Raw genomic sequence first — 16,383 nt, 5'->3', positions numbered from 1 at the left:
GAAACGAGGATGGGGTTATGGCGAAGGAACAGGCGAATGCCTGCAGGATGCCTCCTTCAGCTTCCGTTCGCGGCCGAGTGCGCCGGCTGCCGTGCCTTGTTCCGGAATTGTGCGGGCGAAGAGCCGACCACGCGGCGGAACGCGGTGCTGAACGCGCTCTCGGACTGGTAGCCCGTGGCCCGTGCGAGCTCGGAGATCGACAGAGAGTCGCGGGCGAGGGCGTCGCGGGCGAGGCTCATGCGCCATTGGATCAGGTACTCCAACGGCGGGACCCCGACGTGGCACTTGAAGGCCTGGGCGAACGCGGAACGCGACATGTGGCTGATCTCGGCGAGCTCCTTGAGGCTCCAGGAGTGGGCCACGTTCGCGTGCACGGCGCGCAGGGCGGCACCGATGCCGTCCTCGTTCAGGGCGCTCAGCCAGCCGGTGGGCCGGTCTGTCTGGCCGGCGTGAGCACGCAGCATGTGCACGAGCAGGATCTGCGCGAGGTGGTTCTGCACCAGCGGGCCGCCGGCGGCGGCGACCTGGACCTCGGTGGCCAGGTGATCGATCAGCTGCGCGAGCCGCCCGCCATGAGGGTCGCCCACGCGGACGATCACGAGCGGCGGCAGGAGATCGGTCAGGAGGGCCGCGTTCTGGTCGTCGAACGCGATGTGCCCGACGCAGAGGTAGAGGTCCTCCTCGGACTCCGGGCCGATCCGCACGAACCCGTCCTCGGCACTCGCCCATACCTCCTCCGCAGGGCGCGGGCTTGCGTCGAGCGTGCTGGCCAGCACGTAAGGCGGCGGGTTGCCCAGCATGAAGGTGTCACCCTCTTGCAGGAGCACCGGCTCGTGCCCTTCGAGGATCAACCAGCACGTGCCGCGCACGAGGCCGCCGATCCGTACGTGCAAGAACGTGTCGAAGCGCAACGCCCACTCTCCCGCGGCCCGGAGACTGGGCCCGATCACCGTGCGGGGCCTGAGCAGGCCGATCGCGTCAGCCACTGGATCCCGAAAGCCGAGCACCGACGACACCTCCTGGACGATACGTAAAGAACTGTGGACTCTGCATCATGGATCGTACTCCGCTGCTCCAGCAATATCGATGTCGCAGGTGAACCATGAGCACACGAGTACAGCCCGGACACCGGGCGAGAAAGGCAGTCATGTCCGACTTCAACGTTCGCGAGTTCTACGACCGTTACTGCGAGGCGCTCAACGCGCATGAGTTCGACCGCATGGACGAGTTCGTCCACGAGTCCATCCTCTCGCACGGCGAGCCGGCCACTCGCGAGGACGTAGTCGCGGCACTCAAGAGCATCACCGACGCGGTTCCCGACATGTACTGGGAGATCAAGGAGGTGGCGATCCACGGCGAAACCCTGGCCTGCCACTCCGTCAACCACGGCACCCCCACCAAGGAATGGCTCGGGGTGGCCCCCACCGGCGCTCGGATCGAGATCGACGAGTTCGCCCTGTACCGGATCCGTGACGGAAAGTTCGTGCAGATGTCCAACGTCCACGACGCCGAGGCCCTGAAGAAGCAGCTCGCGGGCTGACCCCGCCGGGCTCTGCGTGCGACGGCCCACGCCATCGCTGCGAAGAGCCGATAGCGAAGGCTACGTGCCCATCTCTGGACGATGCGTAAAGAAGTCTGGACTCTGCATTATGGATAGTCTCCCCGATCTCCCGCATTATCGATGTCGAACGGATCGGCAACGAGAAAGTGATGGAGACACCGACATGGGACAGCTGGAAGGCAAGACGGCGGTGGTCACCGGGGGCAGCACGGGTATCGGTCTGGCCACCGCCGTACGGCTGGCGGACGAGGGTGCGTACGTGTTCGTCACCGGGCGCCGCGAGGCCGAACTGGAGGCCGCCGTCAAGACCATCGGAACGGACCGGGCCACCGCGGTCGTCGGCGACATCGGGAAGCCGGAGGACCTGGACCGGCTCTACGAGGCCGTTCGGGCGCGAGGCCAGAATCTGGACGTGCTCGTGGCGAACGCGGCGATCGGCTCGTTCATGACGCTGGAACAGACCACCGAGGAGCACTTCGACCAGACCTTCGCGGTCAACACCCGAGGCACGCTGTTCACGGTGCAGAAGGCGTTGCCGCTGCTCAACGACGGAGCCTCGATCGTCCTGGTCGGTTCCACGGCCGCTGACCGCGGAATGGAGGCGTTCGGCGCGTACGCGGCGTCGAAGGCGGCCGTCCGGTCCTTCGCGCGGACGTGGTCCACCGAGCTCAAGGGCCGTGGCATCCGGGTCAACGTGGTCTCGCCGGCATGGATCGAGACGCCCGGGGGCACCGCCGCCTTCGGCGACGAGGAGACCGCCCGGGCGATCAAGGAGCAGGTCGCCGCGACCGTGCCCAAGGGCCGCATGGGCCGGCCCGAGGAGGCCGCCGCAGTCGTGGCCTTCCTGGCCTCGGAACAGAGCAGCTACGTCGTCGGCGCGAACGTCTACGTCGACGGTGGCGAGAACCAGACCTGAGGCACCACACGGTGGGCGGCATCTGAAGCGTCCCAGCTTCCATGCCGCTTCCGACACGCCGGCCTCGCGACGTTCGGGCGTACCGCGACACCGGAGATGGTCTGCAGCAGAGCACGACGGAGTGCTGTACGGCGCGACCCGCAACCCGTGGGACCCGCAGCGCAGAGCGCGTGGGTCCAGCGGGGGAGCGGGCGCTGCCGTCGTAGCCGGAGTGGCGCCGATCGCAGACGCCACCGCCGCCGGTTCGATCCGTGTCCCCGCCGCCTACAACGGCCTCTTCGGACTGACGCCCACCCGCGGCCGGGTCTCCGCAGGCCTCCGACTTCGACGAGGTTCTCAACGGCCTGGCCGTGCAACTCGGCGTCAGCCGCACGGTACGTGACAGTGCGGTGCTACCCGACCGGATGTGAGGCCGGGAACCGGGCGACCCCTGCTTCGCCCAGGAGCCATCCCGGTGTGACGCGGACGGCTCAGTCCTGGAGGTTCACGAAGCAGGAAATCGTGCCCTCGGCGTTCGGCGTCCGCTGTTCCTCCTTGAGCTTTCCATCAACGTAGATGCGGCAGGCGGTGCCCGGTTCCGCGTCGGTGACCGTGACGTCGTTGAAGCCGTAGCCGACGTTCTGGGTCTTGCTCCAGGGCAGCGTCTGGCCGTTCTCCGACTTGCCCTCGTTGTCGCCGGAGAAGGCGTAGCTGACGTTGCCGCTGCCACCGCCGACCACTTCGAGCTTGACGTCCCAGCTCTCTCCGGACACCCCCCAGCCAATGACTGCGGTCAATGACAGGGCTCCCGCCGCCATCAGTATCTTGGCGACGGGGCGGGCCTTGGCGGATGTCACGGCAACTCCTGTTGGTAGGTGGTTCGTTCGTCTGGCGTGATCTATTGTTCGTGGCGAGCGACCGCGTCGGTTCGGCCGTAAGACGGAATCCGCCGCCATCGGGACGGCCGAAAGTACGAACTCACCTCGTCCCTGAAGGGCTGCTTGAGGTTCCGCCCATGCTCCGTGTGCCCCACCGTCCCGCCGTCGGGCCCAGCGTCATGACGGGCTTCTGCTTACTGTCTTTCCTGCTTGACGCGTCTGTCGTGAGCAGGAGTCATGTGGGACTGGCAGTCCTGTCGAGCGGAGCCCTTGCCCTGGGAGTCGCAGCGGCGCAGACATGGCTGTACGGCACAGGCTGGCATGTCGTCGCGTGTGGGCTCAGCCTTTGCGTGGCGGCCTGTTCGTTGCTGACCACGTCTTTGGTGCAAGGTGCGGTGTTGCAACGCACCCCCGGCTGGGCCGAGTTGTGCGGCCTTCTGGCCCTGCTGTGTCTGACCTGTCGCTATGCACGGCCGCCACTGGTCATGGTGTGCTCGGTTCCGCTGTTCGTCGCGGCGATACGGACGCAGGAGCGTGCTCCGGTGGTGTTGGACCTGCCGGTGTTCAGGGACATCGACGGCTTGTTCGTCCTCCTCCCCATGGCCTTCGTGCTGCTGGGCGGCTATCTGCGCGGTGAGGACGGCAGGCGCCGGGCGGCCGCACGCGACGTCCGGCGGGCCGAGCGGCTGGACCTCGCTCGGGATCTGCACGATCACGTGGCTCATTACGTCACCGCCATCGTTGTTCAGGCCCAGGCCGGCGAGCACATCGTGGAGAAGGATCCCGCGACGGCACGGAGCCTGTTCAGCAACATCGAGCAGACCGGCCAGGACGGTTTGGTGGCGATGCAACGCATGGTCGGACTCCTGCGCACCTCTGAAACTGCGACGGCGCAGGCCGCGGTGACACCCGTGATGACGAGCATCAAGGAACTCGTCAGGCGTGCCGACTCAGCAGGGCAGCGTGTCTCGCTGGAGATCGCCGAGGAGGTGAAAGCCGACGACTGGCCACCGCAGCTCGCCAAGACCGCGAAGCGCTTGGTTCAGGAAGGTCTGACCAACGTACGCAAGCACGCCCGCACCGCGTCCGCCGTACACGTAGGGGTGGAGGTCGCGTCGGGCCGGCTGGTCATCCACGTTCGGGACAACGGGAGCAGCCAGCATCACGGACGGTCCTGGTTCCTGCCCAGTGGGTTCGGCATGATCGGTCTGCGGGAGCGGGTCCACGAACTCGGCGGTGAACTCAGCAGCGGACCGATGCCGGAAGGCGGCTGGGAACTATCCGCATCGATACCCCTGAATTGGGCAGACAGGAAACCGCGGTGAGCATCTCAGTAGTGATCGCTGACGACCAGGAGTTGGTGAGGACGGGCTTCCGCCTCATCCTGGAGGCACAGGACGAGATATCCGTGATCGGTGAGGCGTCCGACGGTGTGGAGGCTGTCGAGGCGGTGCGTCGGCTGCGCCCCGACGTGTGTCTCATGGACATCCGGATGCCGAAGTTGGACGGGCTTGAGGCCACCCGGCAGCTCCGGCGGACGCCGGGGAACGCGACGGACGACACAAAGATCGTCATCGTGACCACTTTCGACCTCGATGAGTACGTATACAGCGCGCTGCGCGCCGGAGCGAACGGCTTCGTGGTCAAGAACGCCGGCCCTCGGCTGCTGATCGAGGCGGTGCATGCCGCGGCCGGAGGGGACTCTCTCATCTCCCCGTCTGTCACGGTGCGGCTTCTGGAGCACCTGAGCCCACCGCAGCACACCGAGAACTCGGCCGCCACACAGCGACTGAGCCCGCAGGAGCACAAGATCGTCCGCTTCGTGGCGCGAGGGCGAACGAACAACGAGATCGCGGAGGAGCTGACCCTCTCCCTGAGCACTGTGAAAAGCCACTTGAGCCGGATCCAGGACAAACTGCGGGCCCGCAACCGTGTGGAGATCGCTGCATGGGCGTGGGAGCACGGAGTCGTCAACTGACGATCACCCGTCCGGAGACGCGTGCGGCGGCGGTTATCAATTGGGGCAGGTGGAGGTCACCGCCGCCGATGTCCCGCATTCGCCGTCGCAGATCCGCCCGACCGAACCAGCCTGCCACCCGCTCGAACACCGACTCCAACTCCCAGTCCAGCAGCCGAACTCAGCCGCGCCCTCCACGCCTGGTCAACGACGATCACCAGCTCAGGACCCGAACCGCTGCTGGAGTACTGAACGGGCGTGCCTCCCTGGCACACAGCCGCCGTTCTGACATTTGTCATGCCCGCTGGTGACAGGGCGGCACTGGTGCCCCGCGCCTCCACGGAGAGGGTTGAAGCATGAGAACAGACGGCGCCGGCAAGAGGTCCACGGTCGAACTGCTGGAGGGCCTCGCCGCTCCGGCCGGCGGCCGGGTGCGCGTCCTCGGGCACGACGACCCGATCGACTGCCGGCACGTAGGTGTGCGCTGTCCAGGAAACGAAAGATTGGTTTAGTGCGAACCGGAAAAACGACTCACCCAACGGGCGTTGATCAAGCAAACGCCACTGTAGACGCAGGTCGGCGTCGTAGGTTCAATCGATCTCCCAAGTACTGGGTACCCCTCCTTCCCCTGACCGCGATCGCGGCCGTGCTTGCATGGCTCAACCGGAGCCCGTGGTGGAGTTGGGCAGTCGTGGGCGCGCTGGTGGCGACCCTGGGTGTGACCGCACACTGGTGGCTTCGAGGGCGGGCCCTGCTCCAGGTGGGGGCCTGGCTGCTTGCCGGAGCACTCGTGAGTACCACTGCCGTCCTCGTCTACCCACCTGCGCAGAACCGCGTCGCGGGCGGGACCGATCCCCAGCCTTCCGCGCTCGTCTCCACGCGGGAGGGGGCCGTGCGAGGCGTCCTCAACGACGAGCGCACGGTTGAGATTTTCGCGGGCATCCCCTACGCCCGGCCCCCCGTGGGAGATTTGCGGTGGAGTCCGCCGCAGCCTCCCGAGCCGCGCCCCGAGGTGTTCACCGCCGACCGGTTCTCGGACGTTCCCGTTCAAGGCACGTCAACCTTCTTCACGCGAGCGCTTTCACAGGTCGTCGACATACCTCTGGAGGACACGTTCCTCAACCCGTATCCGGTCAGCGAGGACAGTCTCACCCTCAACATCTGGCACAGCACGAAGCCCGCCTCGGCGAAGCTTCCCGTGCTCGTCTACGTTCCGGGCGGGGGGTTCACGACCGGTTCCGGAGCTCTGCCGCTCTACGACGGCGAGTCACTCGCTTCCAGGGGTGAGGCAATCGTCATCACACTCAACTACCGGCTGGGAGTGCTCGGATTCCTTTCCCATCCGGAACTCGCGGCAGAATCCAAGGAAAACGCTTCGGGGAATTACGGAATCCTCGATCAGATTGCCGCGCTGAAGTGGATCCGGCAGAACATCGCGGCGTTCGGCGGTGACCCGGACCAATTGACGATCGCGGGAGAGTCCGCCGGCGGCGCGAGCGTGTGCATCCTGGGCGCGACGCCACTCGCCGAAGGGCTGGTGGACGGCATCATCGCCGGGAGCGGTGCCTGCATGGGCACGGCCGGAAGCACCGAGAAGGACGATCAGGCCGATATCAAGGCGGTGGCAGAGGACGCCGGCAGACGTCTGAGCGAGAAGTTGGGGGGCGCCTCCGTGGAGGAGATGCGCAAGATGCCCGTCAAGCGCATCCTCGACGCGGCCAAGTCACTCGACGCCCACTGGCGTCCCTCCATCGACGGCCACCTTCTGGACCGACCGCCGGCGGAGATCTACGCGTCCGGCGAACAGTTGGACGTGCCGATCCTTCTCGGCAGTAACGCGGACGAGGCTTCGCTCGCTCTGGCCAGCCCACCGGACACCGACGTGGACAAGTATCAGAAGTCGGCCCACAAGACGTATGGCGCGGAGGCCGAGCGCTTTTTGCGTCTGTACCCCGGCGAGAACCAGGAACAAGTGCTGAAGTCCCGTCTGCAGGCCGACACCGACAAGATCATGACTCGCTCCATGCGCCGCTGGGCGCGCCTGCAGACTCAAACGGGCGAGTCAGCCGCGTACCTCTACTACTTCACTCGCGTCCCACCGGAAAAAGGCCTCGAGAAGTTCGGCGCCTATCACGGTGCGGAGGTGATGTACGCCTATGACAACCTCGGGAAGGACAACGACGCCGCATACGAAGAGGTCGACTACAGATTGCGCGACCAGATGAGCGCCTACTGGGTCAATTTCGTGCGTACGGGCGACCCGAACGGATCGGGCCTGCCGGTCTGGCCCACGGTGGCGCGATCACCCGAGCAGGTCATGGAATTTGGTGAAGGAAGCGCGCTGGCAACCCGGCCGCGGCCGGACGCCATCGACTTCTGGATGGACTACGACGGACCGATCCCTTAGCAACGATGCGATCTGGCGAGCCTGGCGACCAGGGTGCCGACAGTTCCGTCAGCCGGTCATGGCCTCCCAGCAGAAACCGCCCGGAGGCTTGACCGGCGGGAAAGTACTGGACGCAGTCGGCGATGCCTTCGCTGCGGGCGGCCGTGGCGTCATGCGTGCGGCCGGGTCGCAGGGCATCGGCCCATACCGTGCGGCCACGCAAGTCGGCGATGACGGTGGCCTTCATGGCGTTCTGTTTCTTCTTGACGGAGACGAACGGGCGCCGTCGCCGCGGCGGCGAGAAGCCGGCGGACCTGGATCCCGGTGACGTCGAGGCGGAGCTCGATTCCCTCGGCGGGCCGACAAAGACGAGCTGGTGGCGGGCGTCAGCCCTGCGGCCGGACCTTGACCGTCACAAATGAATCATGCCTTTCACCAACACCGACACCTCACCCGCTGTCACGCCTCAACTCGTAACACGGTCCCCCCAGTTGTGCTTCCCGGACGACGGGGCCATGCCTGACCAGTTCGCCTGAACACCCAAGACCGTTGCTAGTTGACGCATCACCGATCGACACCTAGGGTCGATGACGCGTCAACCAAATGGTTTGGGGTCGCCGGCCCGGCCAACCGTAGCTGGCTCACTGCGGGGTATCGAGGGGTCGGTGCACTGCCGGAGACCCGCGGACGCAAAGTTCCAGAAGGGGAATCTCGTGAGCACTGAGAACAAGGCCGGACTCGGCGCGCTGCTGACGCCCGAGGAGAGCGTGGTTGTCCTGATCGACCACCAGCCGTTCCAGGTCGCCAACCTGCACAGCCACGAACCGACGATGATCATCAACAACGTCGTCGGGCTCGCCAAGGCCGCCAAGGCGTTCGACGTCCCGACCATTCTGACGACCGTTCTGGAAGAGCGAGGTGGCCTGCTGATCCAGGGGGTACAGGATGTGTTCCCGGAGCAGAAGCCGATCAACAGGACCTTCATCAACACCTGGCAGGACGAGCGGGTCGTGGATGCCGTCAACGCGACCGGACGCAAGAAGCTGATCCTCGCCGGCCTCTGGACGGAGATCTGTCTGGCGATGCCGGCGATACAGGCGGCGGGTGAGGGCTTCGAGGTCTTCGCCGTCACCGACGCCTCGGGTGGAGTCTCGAAGGAGGCCCACGATATGGCGGTGCAGCGCATGATCCAGGCGGGCGTGACCCCGATCACCTGGATGGCCGTGATGGCCGAGTGGCAGCGCGACTGGGCCCGCGAGAAGACCATATCGGGCACCGTCGAGGTCCAGGCGCAGCACGGCGGTGCCAGCGGTGTGGCCTTCGCCTGGGAGCAGCAGTTCCTGGCCACGCCCACTGGAAACGATGCCTGACGTCACCGCTGCCGCGGCACCGATCCGTGTCGGGTACTGCCTGTCGTCAATACTCCAGCCGCAGTTCGTGATCCAACCGGTTGAGGCCGCTGGAACAGGCTCGGGCACCGCATGGTCCTCTGCGTGTTGAGCACAGAACCTCAGACCTTGCGGATCCCCCGATGACAGCCCGGTCCAGGAAAACTGATCCTGGTGGCGAACCTCACTGGTCGGCTGCTTCAAGCGCGGCAGCTGTCAGGAGGGCGGCCAGTTCCGGAGAGCGGCGCCGGCCACTCGCTGGAGGTCCTCGCCCGCCGCACCACCCGCCGCCTGCACGGCCATGCCGTTCGCGACCGTCATGACGTAGCGGGCGATCAGTTCCGGGTCGGCGTCGGCGGGCAGGTCGCCCTCTGCGACAGCCCGTTGGCACTGGTCGCGCAGGTGCACCTGGCTCTGGGCACGCCATTCGGTCAGGGTGTCGCGCGCGACCTGCCCGGTCTCGCCGACGGCCAGCGCGCCCTGTACGCCCAGGCACCCAGTGGGCATCCGGGCCGGGTGTGGGCTCGCACCGAGCCAGCGAGGAACGCCGCGACCACCTCGCGGGCGGTGGGTGCGCGCAACGCCTGGACGACGTTGCGCCGGGACCTTCCGTGCAGCGCTGCAACGCCTTCCGGAAGAGCTGCTCTTCTTGTTGCCGAGGACCGCGTACCTGCTCTTGCGGGAGATACCCATGGCTTCGGTCAGGGTTGCGAGGCTGGCACCCTCGCAACCCTCCCGCCAGAAGACCACCATCGCCTTCTCGAGCGCCGCCTCGGCATCGAACGCTCGCGGCCGAGAGCGCAGCGCGCACCGGGAGACGGTCACCGTCCCGACCACGGTGACCAGTTGGCGCCGGTGTCCCTTCTCCAGGCGGGTGCGGCCGACGGCCCCAGCGGTCCACGCATCAGCCGCCAGGGCGGACAGCCGAACCTCCTCCCGGCCGGCACGAAGATCGAAGTGGCCCTGCAGGAGCAGACGGCCCAGTTCCCCGGCCTTCTTCGACGCTTTCCGCCACCCGCTCGTGCGGCAGGCGCAGTGTCTCGGGGCTGGATGGATCGCAGACCAGGGGGCAGCCGTCGAGACGGCCCCATACGCTCTAGTGATCGGGCTCTCGCTTTCCGGGCGTGGAATCGGTTGGCACCTTCGACGCCAGGGATGAGAGCCTGACCTCACACCGGCGCGACCGCGCGAGGCCGGTGGCCGTCCATGCTCCGGCGCATCCGTCTCCACCGGAGCCAGGCCCCGCGCAGCAAAGAGCCCCGGTCCCGCCTCCGTCAGCCGTGATCTCCGTCAACGGCCCCAGCTACCGGCTGAGAACCGCCTCAAGGCCATCGAGCAGGAGACCGAAGTGGCCTGACAGCCAGGGACGTTCGTCCGTACGCAACTTGGGAGCAGCGGTCCTACGCCGACAGGCGTTGTGCGGGCATGAGCTATTCCTTGTCCGTGCGGATGTGGCGGGCTGCGGGCAGGTCACCCGGCCCCGGCGCGCCACTTGCGCGACTGGCAGAAGCAGTCGTCGCCGGAGCCGTCCTCGTTTTCGTCCAGGCAGACCCTGAACGTGTACCTCTTGTTCTCGTTGAGGTTGTATCGCGAGCCGTCGCTGTCGTCCCTGTCGGTGCAGTTGCCCGAGCCGCTGGCGGCGATCCCGTAGCGCTGGGTGCCGTCGGGGTTGATGACGTAGGCGACGGCGCGCAGGCCGTCCGGCTGGTCGTCACAGACCTCCAGTTTGTCCCCGTTCCGGGTGAACTCGATCTTGCCCCGGGGCGGTCGTCGTTGGTCCACAGCGTATGGTCCGGGTCTGCCGCCTGAGCGCCGGTGGCCATGGCGAAGGTGGTCGCCACCGCCGCCGCTGATACGCCCGCGACGCGCAGTGTGCGCTTGAATTTCATGATTTCTCCCCGTTCTGTCGGAAAGGCGTCACCTGTACCCCCGTGCGACAGATGACCGCCACCCGGAAGCTTCGGGCGCCTGTTGTGCACGGTGCTCAGCGTGCCCGTGCTGCGGTGGCGTGGAGGGCGTGGACGACGCCGTGGATGCCGCTCCCGAGTATCAGCAGGTCGCGGCTCAACTGGCCCTCGGCGGCGCGCAGGTGGCGCGAACGGCGTTGCGGCTGATGCCGAGGTGGCAACGAAGATGATCGCGGCCGGCACCGCGCGGTCTCCTCGCAGACGATGCCCTCTACCCCGCGGGCGAACTGGTGCTGGCGGCACCGCTCGCTGGAGCAACATCCACATGCCTCGGCGGATCAACCGCTAGTTGACGCATCAAGTGTCAGTGCTAATGTAGATGACGCGTCATCTACATGACGGGGCGGGTCTCTACTGGTGCAGCGGACCGTCGCTGTGCGGCGGCCGCGCCGGTTCGTGGAGCGACGTCAACCGATTCGGCGTGGTTGGCCGGTTCGAACCCAGGGGCGCCTGCGCGGACGCGTACGGCCGTAGCCCCGGCGTCGAGATCGAAGGCGTCCTGATCTGAAAGCAAGGAGCCCCATGAATGTGCCCGTGAATGACAAGCCCGACTTCAGCGGGCTGCGCGCGATGTACATCAACTGCACCCTCAAGCGCTCCCCAGACCTCAGCCATACCCAGGGGGTCATCGACCGCAGCGTGGCGATCATGGAGGCGAACGGAGTGAGCGTGGATCAAATCCGCGCCGTCGACCACAACATCGCCACCGGCGTCCGCCCGGACATGACCGAGCACGGATGGGACACCGATGAGTGGCCCGTACTGCTGCCCCGGGTCCTCGCTGCCGACATCCTGGTCATCGGTGGATCCATCTGGCTCGGTGACAACAGTTCGGTGACCCGCCGGGTGATCGAGCGGCTCTACGGCTATTCCGGCGTGCTCAATGAGCAGGGACAGTACGCCTATTACGGACGCGTCGGTGGTTGCCTGCTCACAGGCAACGAGGACGGTCTCAAGCACTGCGCGATGAGCATCCTCTACAGCCTGCAACACATCGGCTTCACCGTCCCGCCCCAGGCCGACGCGGGCTGGCTCGGCGAGGTCGGCCCAGGCCCCTCCTACCTCGACGAAGGTTCCGGCGGCCCGGACAACGACTTCGCCAACCGCAACATCTCGTTCATGACCTACAACCTGCTCCACCTCGCGTCGATGATCCGCAGCACCGGTGGGTTTCCGGCTTACGGCAACCAGCGCTCGGCCTGGGACGCCGGTTGCCACCCCGACAACACCAATCCCGAATACCGCTGACCACCTGCGGCTCTGGGACGACAAGCCCCGGCGCGCGCAGGTTCCCCCAAGCGGTCTGTTGTCCCCAACGATCGATATCTACGCGCCTCGACGACCGCCACCCACTGATGGTGCTGTCAAGGATGTGAGAAACGATGACCACACCAGCGACGACGAACTGGCCGAGCCTCCGGGTCTCGGACTGGACCGCCACCCGCGACACTCTGCACATGTGGACCCAGATCGTGGGCAAGATCCGGATGGCCCACGCTCCGCTGCTCAACCACTGGTGGCAGGTGACCTTGTACGTCAGCCCCCGCGGGTTGACGACATCGACCATCCCGTACCGCGCTGGGGCCTTCGAGATCGAATTCGACTTCGTCGGCCATCAGCTCGAAGTCCGCAGCAGCGACAGTGGCGTGCGAAGTTTCCCGCTCCGGCCCATGCCGGTCGCCGAGTTCTACACCCAGGTCCTGCACACGCTCGACGAGCTCGGGATCGACGCCCCGATCCATCCGCACCCCAACGAGGTCGAGCCGGCGATCCCCTTTGCCGAGGACCACGACCACGCCTCCTACGACGGAGAAGCTGCTGCCCTGTTCTGGCGACAGATGCTGCAGGCGAACCGGGTGATGGGCGAGTTCCGGTCGCACTTCGTCGGCAAGGTCAGCCCGGTGCACTTCTTCTGGGGAGGGATGGATCTCGCCTGCACCCGCTTCTCGGGACGGTCGGCTCCTCCGCACCCCGGCGGCGTACCCAACTGTGGAGACTGGGTGATGGTCGAGGGTTACTCCCGGGAATTGTCCAGCTGCGGGTTCTGGCCCGGCGGTGGAGAGGAGGGCGCCTTCTACGCCTACGCCTACCCCGAACCCGGCGGGTTCGCCGATCACCCGGTCGGCCCCGAAGGCGCCTACTTCAGTGCCGAGTTTCAGCAGTTCCTTCTGCCCTACGAAGCCGTCCGTGCCGCGCCCGACCCTGACCGCGCCGTCGCCGAGTTTCTCCACACCACCTACGAAGCCGCCGCAGTGCGCGGACATTGGGACCGTGCCGCGCTGGAAGACGACCCCTTCCGGTGGACGGAACCTCTGTAAGCCGGGAAGTCGCCGTTGCTGATGAAGGCGCGGAGGGTGAGGACGGCTTCGGCTCCGCAGACGCTCCAGCGGCTGCCGGTGATGTCGAGGCGGTCGGCCAGCCGGCGTCGAGGGCCTGGTCGTAGTGGACGAAGGCGGCACTGTTCTCCAGGTAGCGGCAGGCTTTGTCCGCGGCGGCCCGCTGATCTGGGGACAGGCCCGTGCGGTCGGCCTCGGTGCGGATGGCTGCGACGGCTGCGAGGGCGTCACCGGCCAGGATCCGGGCGGCTTTGGCGCCCCCCCCAGTCTTCGGCGGCGGGATCGATGGCGGTGTGGAGACACCGCGCTGCCGCCCATGACTTCTAGAGCACGTGCACGATGTCGAGGACGATATGGATCTCGACCTTGCGGCGGGCTGCTTCTGACGGAGCGTTTTCAGTTCGGCCACCGATCGGGTGACGCCGACAGGGTGCGCCACGCACGAGGCTCCCGATCATCGCCGACCACGCCTACATCGGAGCCGGCCCATGGGTGACAACACCAGGCAGACGCCCAGCAGGGCGCAACCTCATACCAACCCAGCAAACCGTCAACCGCGCGCTGTCAGCAGCACGCGCCCCGGCCGAACACGGCGTCGCACGACTGAAGTCCTGGCGGATCTTTCACAGAGCCCGCCGCAGTCCCAACCGCATGTCGTCAATCGTAGCCGCCATCCTCACCCTGGAGCGGCACCGCTGAAAGGCTCACGATCCCGCGCCTTGTGTGCATGCGTGATCTACACTAGCCTCATCACTTGATACATCAACTAGATGCCCGATCTGTGGGCTCGCGTAGCAACTGGCATCAGGAACAGGCCCCGTCGGCATGGAGCCGATGAGTCACTTCGAGTGAACGGAGTGGTCGTGGTGGACGTTTTCACCCTCGGCATCACCGGCGGCGCCAGCGGTCTGTTGACGCAATGCTCAATCGCGTCTGCCTCGGCAGAGCGAGGAACGGATGTCACCCTCAGCTAAGGCGGGAGGCCTTGACGCGCGAGCTGAGGCCGCAGGACATAACCGTCAACCTGGCCAGAACGGCCCGGTCGATGCCGATCTCAATTCCCTATTCGACCCCCAGTGATCTGCATTTTTTCCTAGCGTGTTCCATAAGTTTCAATTGAATGAGGACAAATGACTGGAATTATGCCCAACGCCCAAGCGCAATCGACGCAGAATCCCCCCGGTGCGGATTTGATCGTAATCAATGCAAAAATCTTCACCAATAACCGCGGACAGGCCGAAGCATCCGCTTTAGCCGTGAAGGGCGGCCGCATCTACTCGGTTGGTCCCGATGCGGAAATTTTGAGTTTGAAAAATTCAGAAACGAAGATCATCGACGCGCGTGGCCGCAGACTCATTCCGGGCATTATCGATGCGCACACTCACGTGCTCAACGAAAGTGGCTACACTTACAATATAAGGTGGGACGGCGTACCCACGCTACGTCGCGCGCTGAGCATGCTGCGCGAGCAGGCGGAGCGAACGCCTGAGGGGCACTGGGTCAAAGTGATCGGCGGCTGGTCCCCCTACCAGTTCGAGGAGAATCGGTTCCCTACGATGGACGAGCTGCACGAAGCCGTGCATAACCGTCCATTGATCGTGCAATATGCCTATAATCGCGCCTTCCTGAATAAGCAGGCGATGGAATTGTTGGGCGTGGGCACCGATCGGTTTCCTGAATTGCCAGGAACCGAATTCGAGAAGGACGGTCAAGGGCATTACACCGGTGTGATCTACGGATACACATTCACCTTCCTCGCCATGGAGACCATGGTCCCGCAACTTTCGTTCGACGAAGAAGTCAGCTCGCTGATCCATACCGTCCATGCCCTGAACCGTTTCGGTGTCACCTCGATCGTGGATGCCGGCGGCAGCGAGGGCTACCCCAAACCCCAAGCCACCGTAGACGTCCTGGCCCGCGACAACCGCCTCAACGTCCGCATGCCCTTCGTCGACATACAACTCGGCGACGGCAGCCCAATCAATATGGTGGACGCACACATTGAAGCGATCACCAAAACCGCTCCCATCGGCCCAGGCCAAAACCTGCACCCGACCCTGGAACATGGCCACGAATATCGTGGCGCCGGCGAAGTGTTGCAGGCGGAAGTGCACGATCATGAGAATTTCGACCGTCCGGCGGTCATCATCGACCCCGACCAGATGCGGCGACACGTCGAGGAAAATGTCACTAAGTTGGTCCGGCGGCGCATCCCTTTTCGCATGCACATCAGCTACAACGAAAATATCACGCCGTTCCTTGACGCCTTGGAGAAGATGAACGAAACAACGCCGCTAGACGGTTTGCGATGGAGCATCGAACACGCCGAAACTATCACTCCGGAGAACATTGACCGGGTCAAAAGGCTTGGCGGCGGAATTGCCTTGGACGCCAAAATGGCGCTGCATGGAGATGGGTTCATCAAAACGCACGGCCGCGAAAAGGCTCTGAGAACTCCGCGGCTGCGCCAGCTGGTCGATAGCGAAATCCCTCTCGCCATGACCACCGATGCTTTCCGGGCAGCCACCTTCAACCCGTGGGTAGGCGTCAGCTGGATGGTGTCTGGAAAGTCGGCATCCGGGTCTGAAGTGCTTGCCAAGGCTAATCGCCTGTCCCGAGTCGAGGCACTCAAGCTGTTTACCAGTGGTCCAACATGGTTCATGAACGCAGAATCCGAAATGGGTATGATCGCTCCAGGACACCTGGCGGATTTTGCACTGTTGGACAGGGACTATTTCACTGTTCCTGAAAATCAGATCAAACATGTTTGCTCCGTCTTGACAGTCCTGGATGGAAGGGTGGTGTTCGGGGCGCAGGACTACAGCACCCTCACGCCGCGTCTGCCCGATATCCTGCCCGCTTGGTCACCCGTCAAATATTTCGGGGGCTACCACCACGGAGCCGAGTAAGCCAACGCTTGAGTGGCGGCCTCCTCGGCCGCCACTCACAGCATGCGACTTGTGCAAGCTATTGGGGCGGGAACTATGATGAGCCCGTCCGGCCCGGGGCCGCTTC

Annotated in this window: 15 protein-coding genes and 3 pseudogenes; 13 read left to right on the top strand and 5 right to left on the bottom strand. The window is 65.4% G+C overall.

Going from position 1 to position 16,383, the window contains the following annotated elements:
* Positions 1 to 56: 56 nt before the first annotated feature.
* Positions 57 to 986: an AraC family transcriptional regulator gene (locus ACTWQO_RS36815; protein WP_443241728.1), complete on the bottom strand. Its 930-nt coding sequence runs from the start codon at positions 984 to 986 to the stop codon at positions 57 to 59.
* A gap of 161 nt (positions 987 to 1,147) precedes the next feature.
* Between ACTWQO_RS36815 and ACTWQO_RS36810 the strand changes: the two genes are divergently transcribed.
* The 3 genes and pseudogenes from ACTWQO_RS36810 to ACTWQO_RS36800 form a co-directional block, all read left to right on the top strand.
* The gene (locus tag ACTWQO_RS36810; protein ID WP_443241727.1) at positions 1,148 to 1,540 is read left to right on the top strand and encodes an ester cyclase; all 393 of its coding nucleotides are present in this window, start codon (positions 1,148 to 1,150) and stop codon (positions 1,538 to 1,540) included.
* A gap of 184 nt (positions 1,541 to 1,724) precedes the next feature.
* A complete protein-coding gene (locus tag ACTWQO_RS36805; protein ID WP_443239188.1) occupies positions 1,725 to 2,477 on the top strand; it encodes an SDR family NAD(P)-dependent oxidoreductase in 753 nt (250 codons plus the stop codon).
* Between the two features lie 30 nt (positions 2,478 to 2,507).
* A pseudogene (locus ACTWQO_RS36800) lies at positions 2,508 to 2,884 on the top strand (amidase family protein); the annotation flags it as partial.
* A 63-nt stretch (positions 2,885 to 2,947) separates the two neighbouring features.
* Here ACTWQO_RS36800 and ACTWQO_RS36795 read toward each other — a convergent pair.
* Positions 2,948 to 3,313 carry an MmpS family transport accessory protein gene (locus ACTWQO_RS36795; protein WP_443241726.1) on the bottom strand — a complete coding sequence of 122 codons (366 nt, stop codon included), beginning with the start codon at positions 3,311 to 3,313 and terminating at the stop codon, positions 2,948 to 2,950.
* Positions 3,314 to 3,573: 260 nt separating this feature from the next.
* Between ACTWQO_RS36795 and ACTWQO_RS36790 the strand changes: the two genes are divergently transcribed.
* The 4 genes from ACTWQO_RS36790 to ACTWQO_RS36775 all read left to right on the top strand — a co-directional run bounded on the left by ACTWQO_RS36790 (position 3,574) and on the right by ACTWQO_RS36775 (position 7,698).
* A complete protein-coding gene (locus tag ACTWQO_RS36790; protein ID WP_443241725.1) occupies positions 3,574 to 4,659 on the top strand; it encodes a sensor histidine kinase in 1,086 nt (361 codons plus the stop codon).
* The gene (locus ACTWQO_RS36785) at positions 4,656 to 5,312 is read left to right on the top strand and encodes a response regulator (protein ID WP_443241724.1); all 657 of its coding nucleotides are present in this window, start codon (positions 4,656 to 4,658) and stop codon (positions 5,310 to 5,312) included. The genes ACTWQO_RS36790 and ACTWQO_RS36785 overlap by 4 nt, the downstream gene beginning before the upstream one ends.
* A 335-nt stretch (positions 5,313 to 5,647) precedes the next feature.
* The gene (locus ACTWQO_RS36780; protein ID WP_443241732.1) at positions 5,648 to 5,803 is read left to right on the top strand and encodes a hypothetical protein; all 156 of its coding nucleotides are present in this window, start codon (positions 5,648 to 5,650) and stop codon (positions 5,801 to 5,803) included.
* 179 nt (positions 5,804 to 5,982) lie between these two features.
* Positions 5,983 to 7,698 (top strand): carboxylesterase/lipase family protein, encoded by a 1,716-nt coding sequence (locus tag ACTWQO_RS36775; RefSeq protein ID WP_443241723.1) that lies wholly within the window; start codon positions 5,983 to 5,985, stop codon positions 7,696 to 7,698.
* A gap of 96 nt (positions 7,699 to 7,794) precedes the next feature.
* Here ACTWQO_RS36775 and ACTWQO_RS36770 read toward each other — a convergent pair.
* Positions 7,795 to 8,033, bottom strand: a pseudogene (locus ACTWQO_RS36770) (transposase family protein); the annotation flags it as partial.
* A gap of 357 nt (positions 8,034 to 8,390) precedes the next feature.
* Between ACTWQO_RS36770 and ACTWQO_RS36765 the strand changes: the two are divergent.
* Positions 8,391 to 9,047: a hydrolase gene (locus ACTWQO_RS36765; protein WP_443241722.1), complete on the top strand. Its 657-nt coding sequence runs from the start codon at positions 8,391 to 8,393 to the stop codon at positions 9,045 to 9,047.
* A 234-nt stretch (positions 9,048 to 9,281) separates the two neighbouring features.
* Here ACTWQO_RS36765 and ACTWQO_RS36760 read toward each other — a convergent pair whose 3' ends face one another.
* Together ACTWQO_RS36760 and ACTWQO_RS36755 are read right to left on the bottom strand one after the other, a co-directional pair.
* On the bottom strand, positions 9,282 to 9,758 hold the full coding sequence (locus tag ACTWQO_RS36760; RefSeq protein WP_443241731.1) for a TetR family transcriptional regulator C-terminal domain-containing protein: 477 nt from the start codon (positions 9,756 to 9,758) through the stop codon (positions 9,282 to 9,284).
* Between the two features lie 777 nt (positions 9,759 to 10,535).
* Entirely contained in the window at positions 10,536 to 10,847 is a 312-nt protein-coding gene (locus ACTWQO_RS36755) for a hypothetical protein (protein WP_443241721.1), read from the bottom strand.
* A 504-nt stretch (positions 10,848 to 11,351) separates the two neighbouring features.
* Between ACTWQO_RS36755 and ACTWQO_RS36750 the strand changes: the two genes are divergently transcribed.
* The 5 genes and pseudogenes from ACTWQO_RS36750 (at position 11,352) to ACTWQO_RS36730 (ending at position 16,277) form a co-directional block, all read left to right on the top strand.
* Positions 11,352 to 11,540, top strand: a complete 189-nt coding sequence (locus tag ACTWQO_RS36750) for a hypothetical protein (RefSeq protein ID WP_443241720.1) — start codon at positions 11,352 to 11,354, stop codon at positions 11,538 to 11,540.
* 14 nt (positions 11,541 to 11,554) lie between these two features.
* Positions 11,555 to 12,280 carry a flavodoxin family protein gene (locus tag ACTWQO_RS36745; RefSeq protein WP_443241719.1) on the top strand — a complete coding sequence of 242 codons (726 nt, stop codon included), beginning with the start codon at positions 11,555 to 11,557 and terminating at the stop codon, positions 12,278 to 12,280.
* Between the two features lie 134 nt (positions 12,281 to 12,414).
* Positions 12,415 to 13,350: a DUF5996 family protein gene (locus tag ACTWQO_RS36740; RefSeq protein WP_443241718.1), complete on the top strand. Its 936-nt coding sequence runs from the start codon at positions 12,415 to 12,417 to the stop codon at positions 13,348 to 13,350.
* 468 nt (positions 13,351 to 13,818) lie between these two features.
* A pseudogene (locus ACTWQO_RS36735) lies at positions 13,819 to 14,067 on the top strand (transposase family protein); the annotation flags it as partial.
* A 431-nt stretch (positions 14,068 to 14,498) separates the two neighbouring features.
* Positions 14,499 to 16,277, top strand: a complete 1,779-nt coding sequence (locus ACTWQO_RS36730) for an amidohydrolase (RefSeq protein ID WP_443241717.1) — start codon at positions 14,499 to 14,501, stop codon at positions 16,275 to 16,277.
* Positions 16,278 to 16,383 lie beyond the last annotated feature (106 nt).

The sequence above is a fragment of the Streptomyces sp. 4N124 genome (genome assembly GCF_052245395.1).
In the GTDB taxonomy this organism is placed as follows: domain Bacteria; phylum Actinomycetota; class Actinomycetes; order Streptomycetales; family Streptomycetaceae; genus Streptomyces.
This window is presented reverse-complemented; position numbering and strand designations above follow the sequence as displayed.

What these genes read in the sequence shown, in the direction of transcription:
- ACTWQO_RS36810 (WP_443241727.1), top strand. Translation starts at nt 1,148, where the DNA reads ATGTCCGACTTCAACGTTCGCGAGTTCTACGACCGTTACTGCGAGGCG.
- ACTWQO_RS36805 (WP_443239188.1), top strand. Translation starts at nt 1,725, where the DNA reads ATGGGACAGCTGGAAGGCAAGACGGCGGTGGTCACCGGGGGCAGCACG.
- ACTWQO_RS36780 (WP_443241732.1), top strand. Translation starts at nt 5,648, where the DNA reads ATGAGAACAGACGGCGCCGGCAAGAGGTCCACGGTCGAACTGCTGGAG.
- ACTWQO_RS36760 (WP_443241731.1), bottom strand. Translation starts at nt 9,758, where the DNA reads ATGGGTATCTCCCGCAAGAGCAGGTACGCGGTCCTCGGCAACAAGAAG.
- ACTWQO_RS36750 (WP_443241720.1), top strand. Translation starts at nt 11,352, where the DNA reads ATGACGCGTCATCTACATGACGGGGCGGGTCTCTACTGGTGCAGCGGA.
- ACTWQO_RS36745 (WP_443241719.1), top strand. Translation starts at nt 11,555, where the DNA reads ATGAATGTGCCCGTGAATGACAAGCCCGACTTCAGCGGGCTGCGCGCG.
- ACTWQO_RS36740 (WP_443241718.1), top strand. Translation starts at nt 12,415, where the DNA reads ATGACCACACCAGCGACGACGAACTGGCCGAGCCTCCGGGTCTCGGAC.
- ACTWQO_RS36730 (WP_443241717.1), top strand. Translation starts at nt 14,499, where the DNA reads ATGACTGGAATTATGCCCAACGCCCAAGCGCAATCGACGCAGAATCCC.